Source organism: Heliobacterium mobile, assembly GCF_009720735.1.
Classification (GTDB): Bacteria; Bacillota; Desulfitobacteriia; order Heliobacteriales; family Heliobacteriaceae; genus Heliobacterium; species Heliobacterium mobile.
Map to the genome: position 1 here is coordinate 317,186 of NZ_WNKU01000001.1, position 17,465 is coordinate 334,650.

Consider the following 17,465-nt stretch of genomic DNA (forward strand, 5'->3'; position numbering starts at 1 on the left):
AAAGAAGATGAAAAAACGCGTGGTCATTACGGGCGTCGGTGTCGTGTCACCCGTAGGGACAGGCAAGGAAAAGTTTTGGGACTCCTTGACCTCCGGTGTTTCCGGCATCGGCCCTGTGACCCGTTTTGACGCCACCGACCTCCCGACGCGAGTTGCGGCGGAAGTAAAGGATTTTGATCCGACCAAGTTTTTGGACCGGAAAGAAGCTCGTCGTATGGACCGGTTTGCCCAGTACGCCGTAGCGGCGTCGAAAATGGCCATGGAAGATTCCGGTCTCGATATGGAGAAGGCCGACCGCGAACGGGCTGGTGTCATCTTAGGTTGCGGTATCGGCGGCATGGAGACCTTCGAAGATCAAGCCAAGGTGATGATCAACAAAGGGAACGGTCGTATCAGTCCCTTTTTTGTCCCGATGATGATCTCCAACATGGCTGCCGGCCATATATCCATGCAATTGAACTTGAAGGGACCGAGTGAAACGGTGGTCACCGCCTGTGCTTCGGCAACGAACGCTTGTGGCAGCGCTCTCCGCCTTCTACAGCATGGTGATTGTGATGTGGTCCTTACGGGGGGGACCGAGGCTTCCATCATCCAGTTGTCTTTTGCCGGCTTCTGCGCCATGAAAGCCATGTCCACACTGAATGACGACCCAGCAAAAGCCAGCCGCCCCTTTGACCGCGATCGCAGCGGCTTTGTCATGGGCGAAGGCGCCGGGATTCTCGTCTTTGAGGAACTGGAACATGCTCTAGCCCGGGGTGCTCATATCTATGCGGAAGTCGTCGGTTACGGCTCTTCCTGTGACGCTTATCATATCACCGATCCGGCGCCCAATGGAGAAGGAGCTGCCCGAGCTATGCAGGGCGCTTTAAAGGATGCTGGTCTAAAGCCGGAAGATATCGATTACATCAATGCTCACGGTACAGCGACTGAAAAGAACGATTATTACGAAACACTGGCGATCAAATCAGTTTTTGGCGATCATGCCCAGAAAGTGGCTATCAGCTCGACCAAATCGATGACAGGCCACCTGCTTGGCGCTGCCGGAGGCATCGAACTGATCGCTACTGCCTTAGCCATTCATGATGGTATCATTCCCCCGACGATCAACTTGGATAACCCTGGTGAGGGCTGTGATTTGGATTATGTTCCCCATGAAGCGCGCAAAATACCGGTAGAAGCCGCAATCTCCAACACTTTCGGTTTTGGGGGACATAACGCCACCGTCGCTCTTTGCAAATACCGGCCTGGGGAATAACCTCCAAACCCGGCTTTGCCTGAACCGATCCTGTTATGACAGCCCGATCGACCCCCGAGCCCGTTGGGTGATGGGGGTCTTTTATTTGAGGTGAATCATGAAAAAAGCCAAACCGGGATTACACAAACCACGGGCACTGGCGGAACTGGTTGGAATTGGCGACGCCAACTTACACCTCTTGGAAACCGCCTTAACGCATCCATCCTTCTTTTATGAAAATCCTTCTGCCCCGCAGGAGCACAACCAACGGCTAGAGTTTTTGGGCGACGCCGTGTTAGGTCTCATCGTCGGGGAACAACTGTATCAACGATACTCGACCTGGCCTGAGGGAGAGTTGTCTCGTCGGCGGGCTGCCATCGTCTGTGAAGCCAATCTGGCAGCCGGCGCCCGCCGTCTAAACTTAGGCGTCTGGCTTCGCCTAGGACGTGGTGAAGAGAGCAGCGGAGGCCGTGACAAGCCATCCATCTTAGCGGACGCTTTGGAAGCAGTCATCGGCGCGATCTATTTGGCGAGCGGTCTCGATGCAGCCCGTAAGTTCGTCTTGGGACTCTTCGGAACGAACATTGAAAACGTACAAAGCGTTTTTACGGGCGATAACAAGACCGCCTTCCAAGAATGGGTCCAGCGCAAAGGGCCTGTCGATATCCGTTACCGGATTCTTGAGGAATCGGGGCCGGACCATGATAAACGTTTCATCGCAGCGGTCTATGTGAACGGAGCCCAGATCTCTTCCGGTCAAGGCCGGACGAAAAAAGAAGCGGAACAACAAGCAGCTGGACGGGCCTTGCGCCTGTTGACGGAAGAGAAAGGGATGACACCATGATCATCCCTCTTTTTTTACCCCAACAAGGCTGTCCGGATCGCTGTATCTACTGCAATCAAGAGGGGTTGACTGGGGCAAAGGGTCTTCCCAGGCCGGACGATATCGATGAAACGATCAACAAATACTTGGAGAGTTACAAAGGGGAAGACCCACAGGCTGATCATGAGATTGCCTTCTACGGCGGCAGCTTCACCGGTTTGCCCGATGGGGTCCAAGAAAAACTGCTTTCTCTTGCCCATCCTTGGGTCGGTCGAAGGGGGATCAGAGGACTTCGCTTATCCACTCGTCCAGACAGAGTCAACGGGAAGACGGTTGCCCGGTTAAAAGCCTACGGGGTTGCTACAGTCGAGGTGGGAGCCCAGTCCATGAACACTCAGGTCCTGGAAAACATCGACCGTGGACATGGTCCTGCGGCGACGGTGCAGGCGGTTCAACTCTTGAAACAAGAAGGCATCAAGGTCGGTCTTCACCTGATGACCGGTCTGCCTGGTGATAGTGAAGCGACGAGTCTATCTTCACTCCTTGAATGCCTTTGGTTGAAGCCGGATTTTCTGCGCATTCATCCGACCTTGGTACTAAAAGGCAGTCCACTGGAACAGCGGTGGCGCTCTGGTGAATACGCTGTTTGGTCCTTGGGCAAGACCTTGCGCCTTCTTACCCAGATGGCGCTCTTGTGTGCCCAGCAGGGTGTGCCTGTGATCCGCTGGGGGCTGATGCCGGGCGAATTGTGCGTCAATAGTTGCTTAGCGGGACCTTATTCTCCGAGCTTAGGAGAATGGGTCCGCCGCAGCGTGGCTTTTCACTATGTCCTGGCGATGGTCGCGGCCTTTGAGAAAGAAAGCAGGAATTTTTGTTTAAAGAGCGAAACATTTGACGATGCCATGCAACTGCTGATCCCGCCTCAGGATTTATCTCTCGTTCATGGTCATAAGCGATGGCTGTTGCGGCATATGTATGGAATTAGCTCCCTTAAAATTTGTCAGGCGATCCCCTCGACAGCCGCAGGTCCGGTTAAACCTGGCTTGCCCTTGCACGGAAATTGGGCACTAGCGTCGGGGGGGAAATCAATATTCATTTTTACTCAAGAGGAATATATAGCCAATTGGCGAATATAAGAATATAATAGGGGAGAAGATCGCTGGAATCAGCGGTCGGGGAGTATAGGAGGGAACGTAGGTGGAAGGACTCAAAGTATCTGCGCAATCCAATCCCAAATCGGTAGCTGGAGCATTAGCCGCCATCCTCCGAGAAAAAGGCCGAGCCGAGATTCAAGCGGTAGGCGCCGGGGCGGTTAATCAGGCCATTAAAGCGATTGCAATCGCTCGTGGGTTTGTCGCCCCGAATGGCATCAACCTCATCACCATTCCCGCCTTTGTGGAGATAGCCATCGATGGGGAAGAAAGAACTGCGATTAAGTTCATCGTGGAACCGCGGTAAGTCACCCAAGCCAGGAAAAAACGCTGCCCGAAACCGGGCAGTTTTTTCTTTTCCCCACCGTTGCTTGTTCGCCAATTTCGCCTATGCTACAATGAAGAGGAATTTTTCGGGAGGAATTGGGATTGGCCCTTAAGCGAATTGAGATAAACGGTTTTAAATCTTTTGCCGATAAAACAGACATCGTCCTCTCTCCAGGACTGACCGTTGTCGTAGGACCTAACGGATCGGGCAAGTCCAACGTGGCTGATGCCATTCGCTGGGTTCTCGGAGAACAGAGCCCTCGTTCCTTGCGGGGCGCTAAGATGGAGGATGTCATCTTCGCCGGGTCTGATCGCCGCAAGCCCGTGGGCATGGCAGAAGTATCGATCACCCTGAATAACGAAAAAGGCCTGCTGCCTGTCGATTTTCGGGAAGTGACGGTAACGCGCCGCGTCTTTCGTTCCGGCGACAGCGATTATCTCCTTAACCGCAGCCCTTGCCGGCTCAAAGACCTGCAAGAACTGTTTGCAGATACCGGTTTGGGACGAGAAGGGATCTCGATCATCGGCCAGGGAAAGGTCGATGAGGTGCTTTCCTCTCGACCGGAAGAACGGCGGGCCATCATTGAAGAAGCTGCCGGCATTGTCCGCTATCGGAACCGCAAGCGTGAGGCGGCGAAAAAACTGGAAGAGACCCAACAGCACATCACCCGCTTAGATGATATCATCGGTGAACTGGAACAGCAGCTCGATTCCATTCGAGAACAAGCGGAAAAAGCCCGTCGCTATAAATCGATTGATACAGAACTGAAACAGTTGGAACTCGGGCTGCTCGTCTTGGATTTTGCAGAAATCACTGAAAAGACATCGACGACCCGCCTAGAGTTAGAAAAACTCACCACCAGCCTGTGGGAGAAAGAAGCTCAACTGGCGACGGTCGAAGGGGTGGAAGCTGCGGCGGCATTGAAAACCCGTCAAGCTGAAGAAGCTCTGACAGCGGCCCGCCAAAAAGCTCATCTGCATTCGGAACGGGTGCTTTCCGTTCAGGGGCAACTGAACGTCCTTCGGGAGCGCCTCAAAGGTCTGCAAAACCAATTGCAGATCGTCACCAAAGAGATGGCTCTTTCGGCATCGGCCTTGGAAGATATGGGGCGCCGCCAAGAGGAACAGACGTTGCGGAGAGAACATGTTCTCGCTGAACTCGAATCGGTTCGCCGTGAGGTAGAAGAACGGCTGAGCAAGGGAAAGGCCTCGCGAGAAGAGGTCACTGCGTCAGAAGCAGAAATTCAGCAAATGCGCCAGCAGATGTTTTCCCTTGCACAGCAACTGACGACACTGCGAGCCCAACTGCATGAAGTGGAGATCAACCACACGCGGATTGAAACCCAAGCCCACCGCCTCGACGATGAGGTTTCCCGTACCGATTCCCGAACCCGTGAGTTGATAGAGGGAATCGCAAACTGCCGCACCAAGGCCGCTGAAGCCCAGGGCTTATGGGAAAGGGTCCGCCAAGAATTGACCTCTTCCGAAGAAGAAAAGTCGCAACTGCAAGGCCAGCAAAACGAGTTGGAACACCGGCTGACCCAGACGATGCGCCGTTGGCAGGAGGTGTCGGCCCGCCACAAAGCGCTGGATTCGATGGATAAAAACCATGAAGGGTTCGCTTTGGGCGTTCGGGAGATCCTCTCCCAGCTGAAGGCGGGCAATGGGCAGATGAAGGGTATTCATGGGGTCTTCAGCGATCTCATCCAGGTCCCCTCTGGTTTGGAAGTGGCTCTCGAAGTCACCCTCGGCGGCGCGATGCAGAACATCGTCGCCGAAGATGATGATGCCGCCCGTCGTGGGATCGAGCATCTCAAAGCTTGCCGCAAAGGGCGGGCGACCTTTCTCCCCTTGCGAAGCCTTCAAGTCTATGGGGGACCCGGTCGGGATGTGTTGAATATGGCCGGTGTCATCGGTTGTGCCGCCGATCTTGTCCAATGCGATTCAGCCTACATGCCAGCAGTCCGCTTTCTGTTAGGGCGCACCTTGGTGATGGAAGACTTGCCGGGGGCCTTGCGTTTAGCGAAGCAAACGCGCTATCACTGGCGCATCGTCACCTTGGAAGGAGAGATACTTCAGCCAGGGGGAAGTGTCACCGGCGGCAGTCTCAACCAGAAAGGCGGCGGCCAGACTTTTTTGCGCCGTCGCGAGATGGCCATGCTCGATGAGGAAGAAAAGAGCCTCGGTACGGCCATCAGCAGCTTTAAGCAACAACGAGAAGAATTGGCTGAACAGATCAGCCGATTATCCACGCAGATACAGGAATTAAACCGGCGAATACTCACAGTCGAAGCGGAAAAGAACAGTCTCGAGACGGAAGCAGTTCGCCTGCAGCGGGCTGTAGAGCAAGACAAGGGGCTGGTGGAAAAACACCGGCATGAACAGAAGCGGCTCCAGGAAGAGTTAGCCAAAATAGTTGGACAAAAAGAACTGCTGCAGGAAAAGCTCAACATCGCTGAAGCAGAGAATCAACAACTGGAATCGACGGTAAATCAGAAACAAGAGGCCCTTTCCCAACTCCGTATCGTCGGAGAAAAGGATCGGGAAGAACTGAATCGCTGGCAGATGACTGGTGCACGATTGGAAGAAGAACTGAAAGGCCTCGATCAAGCGATCGTCTCTATAGAGGAAGAAACCCGCAGAATCGAGCGGGAAGCGAAAGAAAAAGAGAAACGCTCTTTTAGCACCTCTGAAGAGATTTCCGCCTGTCAAAGGGAAATCACTGAATTAGAGCGAGATTTGGCCCATCGCATGGTCGAAGAAGCAGAAGTGCAACAGGAAGTCTCTCTCTGCCGGCAGCAGCAGGAAGAGAGAGCCAGTGAACTTCAGAACAAGATGGAAGAGCGTAAGCATTTGACTGGTGAGCTCACTCCGCTTCGCGAAAAGGTTCACCAGTTGGAAGTTCAACTGGCCCGGCTCGAAGCGGAAGCGAACACGATCACCCAGCGCCTGGCTGAACAATGGGAATTGACACCGGAACAGGCTACGGAAAAAGGAATCGCTCCTCAAGATCGCCGGGCATCGCAAAAAGAGATGAATCAATATAAAAATCTCCTTAGAGAGATGGGGGCCGTCAACCTTTTGGCGATCGAGGAAGAACAACGGCTGGAGGAGCGGCTATCCTTCCTACAGCACCAGTTCGAAGATCTGCAAACCGCCAAAGGGACTCTCGAACAAGTGATTCGGGAAATGGAAGAGATTATGATCCGCCGGTTTGGACAAGCTTTCGCCGAGATCAACAGCAAATTCCGGCAGGTATTTACGGATCTCTTCCGCGGTGGATCGGCTGAATTGGTGTTGAGCGATCCGACCGACCTGCTGACGACGGGCGTAGACATCTTGGCCCAACCGCCTGGGAAGAAATTGGTGAACTTGTCCCTCTTGTCTGGCGGAGAGCGGGCATTGACGGCCATCGCCCTGCTCTTTTCCTTGCTGCAGGTGCGGCCAAGCCCCTTTTGTGTGCTTGATGAGATCGAAGCCGCTCTCGACGAAGCGAATGTGGCTCGCTTTGCCCGGTACTTACGCAGTCTGACAGAACAAAGCCAATTCATCGTTATATCGCACCGGAAGGGAACGATGGAGAGCGCCGATTATCTCTACGGAGTGACCATGGAAGAGGCCGGTGTTTCCAAGCTGATCTCGGTGCGGATGACGGAGTCGGCGGCCATGTAGCTTAAAAATCTACCTGTTGAAGGTATACTGTGGTAAATCGGGGTGTAATAACTCCGCTCGCTAAGGGCTCCGTGGCTGTTCGCTCGGTTGCTACGCGGGTGCGCCAAACCTCTGGGTTATTCTGCATGTGAACCGTGGCGCACTTTTCCGCTCGCAACTATCGCTCACGACGCCACTTCGCCCAAAACGCTCACTCCATCATTACACCCCAGATTTTTCCTTCAGTTCAATAGTCCTTTGATTACATTGTGGTAAATCGGGGTGCAATGATGCCTTTTCGCTTAGTTGTGAATTACTAATTTTCGGGGGTGGTACGTTGACTGGCTTTTTTAATCGACTCAAGGAAGGTTTGACACGGACCCGTCAAAATCTCGTCGACAAAGTGGAAGCGCTGGTGACGGGGCGGACGAAGATCGATGACGATCTTTATGACGAACTGGAAGAAGCGTTGATCAGTGCCGATGTGGGAGCCGAAACGTCTATTGAACTGGTAGAACGGCTGCGCCGCAAGGTGAAAGAACAAAAAATCAGCGATCCTTCGTTGCTGCAAGGTCTTTTGCAGGAAGAGATCGCCGCCATATTGGGTGGGGAAGCTATCCCAGTAAACTTAGGTAATCAACCGACGGTGATCCTGATCGTCGGCGTCAACGGCGTCGGCAAGACGACCACCATTGCCAAGCTGGCGCACCGGTGGAAGCAGGAAGGTCGTAAAGTGCTCCTCGCCGCCGGAGATACCTTCCGGGCTGCGGCGATCGATCAGTTGGAGATCTGGGGGCAACGGGTCGGTGTGGAAGTGATCCGCCACCAAGAAGGTGCCGATCCGAGCGCTGTCGCCTTTGATGCCGTTCAAGCGGCCAAAAGCCGGGAGAGCGATGTGTTGATCATTGACACGGCAGGACGGCTCCATAACAAGTCCCATTTGATGAACGAATTGAGCAAAATCAACCGGGTCTTGGGTCGGGCTATGCCGGGAGCGCCTCACGAAACCCTGCTCGTTTTAGACGCCACGACTGGCCAAAATGCGCTCAGTCAGGCTCGTATCTTCGGGGAAGCTGTGGGCTTGACCGGTCTGGTCTTAACCAAGTTGGATGGAACGGCGAAAGGCGGTGTCATCTTGGCCATCCATTCAGAACTGCAGACACCAGTCAAGTTCATCGGGATCGGCGAGAAAATGGAAGACCTGCGCGATTTTGATCCCGGCGAATTTGCGAAAGCCTTGTTCGGTAAAGAGGAATAAAGGAATACTAATAGTATTGCTACAATAAAAAGGAGGAGTTACTCATGCCTATCGTCAACATCACCATGCTGGAAGGCCGCACAGAAGAACAAAAACGGAACATGGTCAAAGCAGTCACCGAAGCTATTGTCGAAACCAGTGGAGCTCGTCCTGAGAATGTAACCATCACCATTGTCGATGTTCCGCCGACGAACGTAGCGACCGGCGGTGTGCTCAACAGCGATAAGAGGAGGAATCCTGCTTGAATTTGAATGTGCCCATCGCCATCATCGGTGGAACCGGCGTCTATGATCCGTCCATGCTGGCGGAACCGCGCCAGGTAAATGTGCAGACCCCTTATGGAAACGTGTCTTTACGGCTCGGCAAATACGCCGGTAAAGATGTGGCTTTTCTGAACCGCCATGAGGAGGGCCATTCGGTTCCTCCTCATCTCGTCAATTACCGCGCCAACATTCTCGCCTTAAAACGAATCGGTGTCCGCCAGATCATCGCCACCGCTGCCGTCGGATCTTTAAATGAAAACATGGGTCCGAACCAACTAGTGATCATCGACCAGTTTTTAGACTTTACGAAAGTCCGGCCGAGCACCTTTTTTGACGGCGGTCAAAACGGCGTGATCCACACCGATTTGACCTATCCTTATTGCCCTCGCTTACGGAAGGTCTTGTTACAGGCGGCTGCCGATAAGAACCTGAACGCCCACGACGGCGGTGTCTATGTCTGCACGGAAGGTCCCCGCTTTGAGACGCCGGCGGAAATTCGCATGTACAAGCAACTCGGTGGCGACCTCGTCGGCATGACCAGCGTTCCTGAAGCCGTCTTGGCCCGGGAAGCGGAGATGTGTTACGCCACCGTCTGCATGGTCACCAACTTTGGTGCCGGTATCTCGCCGGAGGTCTTGACCCATATGGAAGTGCTCGATGCTATGAAAGCAAACATTGAAAACATCAAGATTCTCGCCATGCGGACGATTGAACTGATGGATTCGCAGGCAGGCTGTGATTGCCAAGAGGCGCTGAAGGAATTTGGCGGCTTTAAGCTCTAAAAAGATATAAAGCATAAGTCTTTTGACCGGAAAGGGGACCGACGTGGATACTTTACGCTGGCAAGAAGATCACCTTTTGCTCTTAGATCAGACCAAACTACCCCTCGTAGAAGAATATATTGAATGCTGGGACCACCACGTTCTCGGAGAGGCCATCAAAAAACTGCGTGTGCGAGGAGCCCCAGCCATTGGGGCTGCTGCTGCCTTTGGTGTTGCCTTGGCCGCCTTAAACTATCAGGGGGAAGACCCGCAGGAATTGGAGGCCGAGATCAAGCAGGCTGTAGACGACCTGGCTAAAACCCGGCCGACGGCCGTCAACTTGTTTTGGGCCTTAAAACGAATGCAAGCTAAAGCGGAAGCTCATCGTGGGGCGACCGTTGAAGATTTAAAACATATCCTTCTAGAGGAAGCGAAAACGATTTCCGAAGAAGACCGGGCGATGAACGAGCGTATGGGGCAGTTCGGGGTAGAACTCATTCCCGAAGGCGCTGGAATCCTGACTCACTGCAACGCCGGCGCCTTAGCCACCGCCGGATTCGGCACCGCCTTAGGCGTCATCCGGGCGGCCCATCATGCGGGAAAGGAAGTCAGCGTCTTCGCTGACGAGACCCGGCCTTTGCTGCAAGGAGCCCGTCTGACCGCATGGGAATTGATGCAAGACGGGATTCCGGTCACCTTGATCACCGACTCCATGGCGGCCTACGTGATGAAACAGAACCTGGTCGACCTGGTCATCGTCGGTGCTGACCGCATCACCGCCAACGGAGATGTGGCCAATAAGATCGGAACGTACGGGGTGGCCTTAGCGGCGAAAGCCCACGGCATTCCCTTTTATGTGGCGGCACCTGTCTCGACCTTCGACTTGTCTCTAAAGACCGGTGCAGAGATTCCCATTGAAGAACGGGATCCCGAAGAAGTGAGAGGCTTTGGCGACGCTGTAACGGCGCCTCCCGGTGTACACGTCTATAACCCGGCCTTTGATGTGACACCGGCAGAACTGGTTACCGCCTTCATCACCGATAGGGGAATTTTCCGCCCCCCTTACGGCGAGACCTTACAAGGGCTTTTAAAAGAAGAATAAGAGAAGAGGGTTCTTATGGCACGGATTTTGATTCAGGGTGGGACAATCCTGCCGATGACCTCCCGCCAAGATATCTGTCAGGGCGATCTCTATATCGTCGATGGGAAGATCGCCGGAGTGTTTCCGGGAAAAGCTCCAGAGGAAATTCAAGGCCCTGATCTGCAGGTGATCGACGGCCGAAACAAAGCCGTCTTACCTGGTCTGGTCAATGCTCACACTCATGCAGCGATGACGCTCTTTCGCAGCTATGCCGATGATCTTCCCTTGATGCGCTGGCTCAATGAGGCCATCTGGCCGGCCGAAGCGAAATTGACCGGTGATGACGTTTACTGGGGAACCATGCTGGCCATCGCCGAGATGTTGAAGTCCGGTACGACTGTTTTTGCCGACATGTACTTCTTTATGGACCGGGTCGCCGAAGCTGTCGCCGAGAGCGGCATCCGGGGCCATCTTAGCCGGGGCATGATCAGCTTTGGCGCCAGCGCCGAAAAAGCGATCGTCGAATCGGAAGAACTCTTCCAGCGTTGGAACAACGGCGCTGACGGGCGGGTAAAAATCTGGTTAGGACCCCATGCGCCCTACACCTGTACGCCAGACTATTTGAAACGGGTCATGGAATTAGCTGACCGGTTAGGAACAGGGCTTCATATCCACCTCGCAGAAACACAGACGGAAGTCCAGGACATCACCAAACAATACGGAAAACCGCCCATCCAACTCATGGACAGCATTGGCCTCTTCGAACGGCCAGTTCTCGCCGCCCACTGTGTTCATTTGACAGAAGAAGAACAAAACATACTTGCCACGAAAGGTATCGGTGTAGCTCACAACCCCGAATCAAACATGAAACTCGCCTCAGGGATTGCTCCCGTGGAAAGCCTGCGTCAAAAAGGTGCCGTCATGGCTCTCGGGACGGATGGCGCCGCCAGCAACAATAACCTTGATTTAATAGAAGAGATGCGTCAAGCAGCTTTCCTCCAGAAAGTGCACCTGCTCAATCCGGAGGCACTCCCGGCTTACGCCGCCTTAGAGATGGCCACCATCGGCGGGGCCCGTGCCTTAGGTTGGGATGATATGATCGGTTCACTCGAAGTGGGCAAACGAGCCGACATCACCATGGTCAATCTGGCACAACCACACCTCTGTCCCAGCCATGATGTGGTCGCCCATTTGGTCTATTCGGCTCGCGGATCCGACGTCGATACGGTACTCGTCGATGGAAAAGTGCTTCTCCGTGAGGGCAAGCTGACCAGTCTCGATGAAAGCCGGATTATGGAGGAAGCCCGCCTGCGTGCGATCCGCCTGACGACGGACTCGCCCGCACAATAAGGGACACAACTGTGCAAAGTCGTTTCACGGGCTTTACCCAAACAAACAGTAAGCATTTTGCTCACGACGGAAAGAGTTTTATTCAGGAGATATGCTTTAAAAATCGGGTAGAAGGAAGGATAACCTTCCTTCTTTTACTGTGAAGGAAAAACCCTTGACAGAGGGAAGCGGTCATAGTACAATTGCATTCGTTGAGTCTGTCAAGTGCTAACCCTTAACAGAGGGAACCTATGAATGAAGAACAATCCTTAGCAAAACTGCAACGGATGGCCCTGCTGTACGACTTTTATGGTCAATTATTGACGGAGCGGCAGCGGGAAGTCCTCTCGTTATATTATGAAGACAATCTCTCACTGGCGGAGATTGCCTCAGAATCTCAAGTATCGCGGCAAGCCATCTTTGACTTGCTCCGGCGGGCTGAAAAAGTTCTCCTGGGCTATGAAGAAAAGTTGGGATTGCTGCGTCGCTGGCAGGAAGACCGCGACCGCCTGTCGGAAATTCTCATCTTGTTGAAGCGTTCTCGCAGCGGCGGTGATGTGGGTCAGCTGGAAGAGGCTATCCTTCGCTTGAAAGAAATGCTAGGCGAAAGTGGGGAATAGACCCATGGCCATGTTTGAAGGACTCGCGGAAAAACTGCAAAATACGTTGAAAAAACTGCGGGGCAAGGGAAAAGTGACCGAGGCCGACGTGGCCGAAGCCATGCGGGAAGTGCGCATGGCCTTGCTCGCGGCAGATGTCAATTTGAAAGTCGTTAAAGACTTCGTTGCCCGCGTGAAAGAGCGGGCCATCGGCCAGGACGTGCTGGAAAGCTTAACACCGGGACAACAGGTCGTCAAAGTTGTTCATGACGAACTGATTCAGTTGATGGGCGGAACCACCTCCAAGCTGAACATGTCCTCAAAACCGCCGACAGTGGTCATGCTCGTCGGACTGCAAGGTGCAGGTAAAACGACAACCGTTGCCAAACTGGGCCTTTACCTGCGCAAACAGGGACGGCGTCCCCTCTTAGTTGCCTGTGACGTCTACCGTCCTGCCGCGGTAAAACAGCTGCAAGTTCTAGGCAACCAGCTCGATCTCCCTGTCTTCTCCATGGGGACAGGCGTCAGCCCTGTCGACATCGCCCGGGGTGCTACGGAATATGCCGTCGCTCAAGGCCGTGATGTGATCCTTCTCGATACAGCCGGACGCTTGCACATCAACGAAGAGTTGATGGATGAGCTAAAGTCGATCAAGTCCACCGTAAAACCTCATGAGATCATGCTCGTTGTCGACGCCATGACCGGTCAAGACGCTGTGAACGTGGCCGATTCCTTCCATAAACAACTCGGTTTGGACGGTGTCGTATTGACGAAGCTTGACGGTGATGCTCGAGGCGGGGCCGCACTCTCGGTCAAAGCGGTCACCGGTTGTCCAATCAAGTTCGCTGGCATGGGCGAAAAACCGGATGCCTTGGAGCCCTTCCATCCCGACCGGTTGGCTTCCCGTATCTTAGGCATGGGCGATGTGCTCTCCCTGATCGAGAAAGCCCAATCGACCTTTGATGCCAAAATGGCCAAAGAGATGGAGCAAAAGCTGCGCAAGTCTGACTTCAACTTCGAAGACTTTCTCTTCCAAGTGCAGCAGATGCAGAAGATGGGACCTCTCGATCAGCTCGTAGGCATGTTGCCGGGTATGGGCAAAATGAAAGCCCTCAAAGATGTCCAGTTCGACGAAAAAGAGATCAAGCATGTGGAAGCGATCATTCTTTCGATGACGCCGGAAGAACGACAGAATCCGCAAATTCTGAAGGACAGCCGAAAACGTCGCATCGCCAAAGGATCCGGCACCTCGGTGCAGCAGGTAAACAACCTGATCAAGACCTATGAGCAGACTCGCAAGATGTTCAAACAATTTGCCGATATGCGCGGCAAAGGCCCCGGAAAAGGTCCTGGCGGAAAAGGTAAGGGTATGTTTAAGTTGCCCTTTATGAAATAGGTTTTATTCCAAAGATGGTTTCAAAAACCAGTTTTGCAAAACTGGCCCATATAACTCTCAAAACAAGTTGCGCAGAATTCGTCCAATAGCTTTAGAACGGTTTTCGAACCGACACAAACCAGACTCTTTGAAGGAGGTGATACACTTGGCAACTCGTATTCGACTGAAACGTATGGGTATGAAAAAAGCTCCCTTTTACCGGGTCGTTGTAGCGGACTCCCGTTCTCCTCGGGATGGACGCTTTATTGAAGAAATCGGCATTTACAATCCGACGAAAGATCCGGCCATCGTCCAAATTGACGAGGAAAAAGCCCTCAAATGGCTGAACAACGGTGCTCAACCTTCGGATACCGTCAAGGCTTTGCTGAATAAGGCGGGGATCCTGGACAAATGGGCTCAGAAAAAAGCCTAAGCTTTTTGGGTCTAATGGGGAATGTCCAGTGGGGAGGTACCCACGTGAAAGAATTGGTTGAAATACTGGCCAAGGCTCTGGTCGATCGACCGGATCAGGTGCAAGTGACCCAATCGGAATCGGAGAAGCAAGTTCTCATCGAACTTCGCGTCGCCCCGGAAGATATGGGGAAAGTCATTGGCAAACAAGGCAAGATTGCCAAGGCGATTCGCACCATGGTGAAAGCCGCTGCGGCCAAAGACGGCCGACGTGTCGTTGTAGAGATTGTCTAACCGGCTTGCTTGAGCCGGAAATGGGAAAAAGGGGGCTTAAGGCTCCCTTTTTCTCGTCTATCGAGGTATTGTATTCTATTTTCATTAGGGGGCAGCCGGTTTATGAACAAATTCGTCCGGGTTGGACAGATCATCAATACACAAGGTGTCAAAGGACAAGTCCGCGTTTGGCCGTTGACCAAAGACCCGGCCAGGTTTATGCAGTTGAAACGTGTTTACTTGGAGGAAAAGGTTCCCGGCTGTCCGGACAAGTTGACGATCAACCAGTCAAAAGCCCATAGAAACGTATTTCTTATCTCCTTTGAGGAGATTCAAGATATGACGACTGCGGAAAAACTAAAAGAGGTTTATTTGACGATTCCCGTGGAAGAGGTTCCGCCGCTTGAGGAAGGCTCATATTATCACTTCCAATTAGAAGGACTCGAAGTCTTTACCGAAACTGGAGAATCGCTCGGCTTGTTACGACAAATCATCGAGACCGGAAGCAATGATGTCTATCTGGTCCGTTCAGAAGATACAGGAAAAGAAGTGCTGATTCCGGCGTTAAAATCGGTTGTGTTGCAGGTGGATTTGGAAAAAGGGCGCATGACCGTGCAACTGCCGGAAGGATTGCTTGAGTGAAACCGATGAATATCGATGTGTTAACGATTTTTCCCGATATGTTTAAAGGTCCCATGGAGACAAGCATCATCGGCCGAGCTCAAGGCAAAGGGATCGTCTCCATTCAGACCCATGACGTACGAAACTACACTGATAACAAGCATCGCCGTGTCGACGACACCCCTTTTGGCGGGGGCGCTGGCATGGTTATGATGGCTCAACCTTTTTTTGATGCCTTAGAAGAGATTCTTGACGTAAAAGCTGGAGAAAGGGCGCCCGATACTCGTGTAGTCCTGTTAACTCCGCAGGGTAAGACCTTTAACCAGGCGAAAGCACGAGAACTTGCGCAGATCCCTCGCCTCATCATGCTTTGCGGGCGTTATGAAGGCATCGATGATCGGGTTCGACAAGTATGGGTCGATGAAGAGTTGTCTATCGGAGACTATGTCTTGACTGGCGGTGAACTGGCCGCCATGGTCATCATCGATGCTGTGGTGAGACTTCTCCCCGGTGCTCTGGGAGACGAAACCTCTGCCGAAGAAGAGTCTTTCAGCGACGGGTTGTTGGAATATCCTCAGTTTACGAAGCCTGCTCAGTTTCGCGGGATTGAAGTGCCACCCATACTGCTCAGTGGGCATCATGAATCGATCCGCCGTTGGCGAAGAAAAGAATCGCTGAAGCGCACCTATCAAGTTCGTCCGGAATTAATAAAGGAACAAAATTTTGATTTTGACGATCAGGTGCTGATGGCCGAGGCGCTGCGAGAACTAGGGCATGATGTAGAAATACCCCGAAAAGAGAAAAAGAAGCGAACCAAGGGGAGGGGCTAGATTCCATTGGATTTGAAAGATGTGCCGCTCTATATCGGCCTGATCCACCATCCCGTCTACAACAAGCGCATGCAGGTCATTGCCACATCGGTGACCAATCTCGATCTGCATGACATTTCCCGTACGGCCACGACCTATGATGTAGCCGGCTATTTCGTCATCCACCCTCACCAAGCTCAACAACGACTCGTCTCTGAGATCCTGCGGTACTGGATCGAGGGCTATGGCGCCGAATACAACCCTGATCGGAAGGAAGCCTTGGAACGATTGACCGTGGCCAGCACCTTAGAAGATGCGAAAAAGATGATCGAGCAAAAAGAAGGCCGTCTGCCCAAAGTCATCACCACTGATGCCCGAATTTATCCTCATTCGGTCGGATACCGAGAGATGCGTAAAAAACTGGTGCAAGAAGAAGGGCCATGGCTGTTGCTCTTCGGTACCGGTTTTGGCATGGAGCAAGAGTTGATGGAGTCGGCCGACCATATCTTGTATCCGATTTGGGGACGAGGTCCTTATAACCACCTGTCCGTTCGGAGTGCGGCGGCGATTATCCTTGACCGGTTGTTGGGAGAGTCCTGGTATGACGAGGAATTCACCCCGGTTAAAGAGTAATACAAACGGGTTGTATGATGACATTGTGGTAAAACGGGGGTGCATTGGCTCCGCTCGCTAAGAGCTCCGTGGCGGCTTGCTTGCCTGTTTCGCTAGGGCGCCAAAACCTCTGGGTTGTTCTGCATGTGAACCTTGGCGCCCTTACCGCTCCACAGGTTGCGCTCGCGACGCCACTCCGCTCAAAACGCTCGCTTCGCCAATGCACCCCCAGTTTTTCAAAATCCGTCACCTCATTTTATTTTTCCTTGAATCAGCATAATTCTCTAAGACTATCAGCGTTAAAAGTAGGCGAGTTTTTTCAATAAAGCTAAACTCTTTGTTGCATAGGGAAAGTGATTATGATATACTAATTTTTGTTTGATACCGGGGAGTTATGCTCTTCGGAAGCAAGGGTGGTCCGCTGCCCCGTATAGAAACTGGGGGTAAGAACGCCTAGGCGAGGAAGGGGGTTCAGAGTATGCAAGACATTATTCGTCAAATCGAAGCAGAACAACTGCGTAAAGATATTCCTCAGTTTAATCCTGGGGATACGGTGAAAGTCCACGTAAAAGTCGTGGAAGGCAACCGGGAGCGGATTCAGGTGTTTGAAGGCATTGTCATCAAACGTCGTGGCGGTGGAATCAGTGAGACTTTCACTGTTCGCCGTGTATCTTATGGTGTCGCCGTAGAACGGACTTTCCTCGTCCATTCTCCGCGTATCGACAAGCTCGAAGTGGTACGTCGCGGTCGCGTTCGTCGGGCCAAACTGTACTACCTACGCGGCTTGTCCGGTAAAGCTGCCCGGATCAAAGACAAACGCTAGACTGGTTACAGGGACTGGGAAACCAGTCCCTTTTGTCTATTATTCTTATGGAATATAATGGAAA

The 17,465-nt window shown here is 52.8% G+C and carries 18 protein-coding genes; all 18 read left to right on the forward strand.

What is annotated here, in order from left to right:
* Positions 1-7 precede the first annotated feature (7 nt).
* Positions 8-1,255 (forward strand): beta-ketoacyl-ACP synthase II, encoded by a 1,248-nt coding sequence (fabF, locus tag GJ688_RS01570; RefSeq protein ID WP_155474755.1) that lies wholly within the window; start codon positions 8-10, stop codon positions 1,253-1,255.
* Between the two features lie 97 nt (positions 1,256-1,352).
* On the forward strand, positions 1,353-2,078 hold the full coding sequence (rnc, locus tag GJ688_RS01575; RefSeq protein ID WP_155474756.1) for a ribonuclease III: 726 nt from the start codon (positions 1,353-1,355) through the stop codon (positions 2,076-2,078).
* Positions 2,075-3,193, forward strand: coding sequence for an elongator complex protein 3 (locus GJ688_RS01580; RefSeq protein ID WP_155474757.1), 1,119 nt, complete (start codon positions 2,075-2,077; stop codon positions 3,191-3,193). Before rnc ends, GJ688_RS01580 begins: the two co-directional genes overlap by 4 nt.
* 61 nt (positions 3,194-3,254) lie before the next feature.
* Positions 3,255-3,515 (forward strand): stage V sporulation protein S, encoded by a 261-nt coding sequence (locus tag GJ688_RS01585; protein WP_012283228.1) that lies wholly within the window; start codon positions 3,255-3,257, stop codon positions 3,513-3,515.
* Between the two features lie 122 nt (positions 3,516-3,637).
* Positions 3,638-7,207, forward strand: coding sequence for a chromosome segregation protein SMC (smc, locus tag GJ688_RS01590; RefSeq protein ID WP_170291558.1), 3,570 nt, complete (start codon positions 3,638-3,640; stop codon positions 7,205-7,207).
* A 316-nt stretch (positions 7,208-7,523) separates the two neighbouring features.
* A complete protein-coding gene (ftsY, locus tag GJ688_RS01595; protein WP_155474759.1) occupies positions 7,524-8,444 on the forward strand; it encodes a signal recognition particle-docking protein FtsY in 921 nt (306 codons plus the stop codon).
* A 44-nt stretch (positions 8,445-8,488) separates the two neighbouring features.
* A complete protein-coding gene (locus GJ688_RS01600; protein ID WP_155474760.1) occupies positions 8,489-8,689 on the forward strand; it encodes a 2-hydroxymuconate tautomerase in 201 nt (66 codons plus the stop codon).
* Between the two features lie 2 nt (positions 8,690-8,691).
* Positions 8,692-9,489 (forward strand): S-methyl-5'-thioadenosine phosphorylase, encoded by a 798-nt coding sequence (gene mtnP, locus GJ688_RS01605; RefSeq protein WP_155474947.1) that lies wholly within the window; start codon positions 8,692-8,694, stop codon positions 9,487-9,489.
* A 43-nt stretch (positions 9,490-9,532) separates the two neighbouring features.
* Entirely contained in the window at positions 9,533-10,570 is a 1,038-nt protein-coding gene (gene mtnA / locus GJ688_RS01610; RefSeq protein WP_170291559.1) for an S-methyl-5-thioribose-1-phosphate isomerase, read from the forward strand.
* A 15-nt stretch (positions 10,571-10,585) separates the two neighbouring features.
* Entirely contained in the window at positions 10,586-11,899 is a 1,314-nt protein-coding gene (locus GJ688_RS01615) for an amidohydrolase (protein WP_155474762.1), read from the forward strand.
* A 230-nt stretch (positions 11,900-12,129) separates the two neighbouring features.
* On the forward strand, positions 12,130-12,498 hold the full coding sequence (locus GJ688_RS01620) for a putative DNA-binding protein (RefSeq protein ID WP_155474763.1): 369 nt from the start codon (positions 12,130-12,132) through the stop codon (positions 12,496-12,498).
* 10 nt (positions 12,499-12,508) lie between these two features.
* Positions 12,509-13,873 (forward strand): signal recognition particle protein, encoded by a 1,365-nt coding sequence (ffh, locus tag GJ688_RS01625; RefSeq protein ID WP_155474948.1) that lies wholly within the window; start codon positions 12,509-12,511, stop codon positions 13,871-13,873.
* A gap of 145 nt (positions 13,874-14,018) precedes the next feature.
* Complete coding sequence (gene rpsP, locus GJ688_RS01630; RefSeq protein WP_155474764.1) at positions 14,019-14,285, forward strand: 30S ribosomal protein S16; 267 nt, start codon at positions 14,019-14,021, stop codon at positions 14,283-14,285.
* Between the two features lie 44 nt (positions 14,286-14,329).
* Entirely contained in the window at positions 14,330-14,557 is a 228-nt protein-coding gene (locus GJ688_RS01635; protein ID WP_170291560.1) for a KH domain-containing protein, read from the forward strand.
* A 102-nt stretch (positions 14,558-14,659) separates the two neighbouring features.
* Positions 14,660-15,178 carry a ribosome maturation factor RimM gene (gene rimM, locus GJ688_RS01640; RefSeq protein ID WP_155474766.1) on the forward strand — a complete coding sequence of 173 codons (519 nt, stop codon included), beginning with the start codon at positions 14,660-14,662 and terminating at the stop codon, positions 15,176-15,178.
* A gap of 5 nt (positions 15,179-15,183) precedes the next feature.
* Positions 15,184-15,987, forward strand: a complete 804-nt coding sequence (gene trmD / locus GJ688_RS01645; RefSeq protein ID WP_155474949.1) for a tRNA (guanosine(37)-N1)-methyltransferase TrmD — start codon at positions 15,184-15,186, stop codon at positions 15,985-15,987.
* A 6-nt stretch (positions 15,988-15,993) separates the two neighbouring features.
* Complete coding sequence (locus GJ688_RS01650) at positions 15,994-16,599, forward strand: RNA methyltransferase (protein ID WP_155474767.1); 606 nt, start codon at positions 15,994-15,996, stop codon at positions 16,597-16,599.
* A 457-nt stretch (positions 16,600-17,056) separates the two neighbouring features.
* Complete coding sequence (gene rplS / locus GJ688_RS01655; RefSeq protein ID WP_155474768.1) at positions 17,057-17,401, forward strand: 50S ribosomal protein L19; 345 nt, start codon at positions 17,057-17,059, stop codon at positions 17,399-17,401.
* Positions 17,402-17,465 lie beyond the last annotated feature (64 nt).

Coding starts and splice junctions, on each gene's coding strand:
- GJ688_RS01620 (WP_155474763.1), top strand. CDS start 12,130: ATGAATGAAGAACAATCCTTAGCAAAACTGCAACGGATGGCCCTGCTG.
- GJ688_RS01580 (WP_155474757.1), top strand. CDS start 2,075: ATGATCATCCCTCTTTTTTTACCCCAACAAGGCTGTCCGGATCGCTGT.
- fabF (WP_155474755.1), top strand. CDS start 8: ATGAAAAAACGCGTGGTCATTACGGGCGTCGGTGTCGTGTCACCCGTA.
- trmD (WP_155474949.1), top strand. CDS start 15,184: ATGAATATCGATGTGTTAACGATTTTTCCCGATATGTTTAAAGGTCCC.
- rimM (WP_155474766.1), top strand. CDS start 14,660: ATGAACAAATTCGTCCGGGTTGGACAGATCATCAATACACAAGGTGTC.
- GJ688_RS01615 (WP_155474762.1), top strand. CDS start 10,586: ATGGCACGGATTTTGATTCAGGGTGGGACAATCCTGCCGATGACCTCC.
- GJ688_RS01600 (WP_155474760.1), top strand. CDS start 8,489: ATGCCTATCGTCAACATCACCATGCTGGAAGGCCGCACAGAAGAACAA.
- ffh (WP_155474948.1), top strand. CDS start 12,509: ATGTTTGAAGGACTCGCGGAAAAACTGCAAAATACGTTGAAAAAACTG.
- rplS (WP_155474768.1), top strand. CDS start 17,057: ATGCAAGACATTATTCGTCAAATCGAAGCAGAACAACTGCGTAAAGAT.
- rnc (WP_155474756.1), top strand. CDS start 1,353: ATGAAAAAAGCCAAACCGGGATTACACAAACCACGGGCACTGGCGGAA.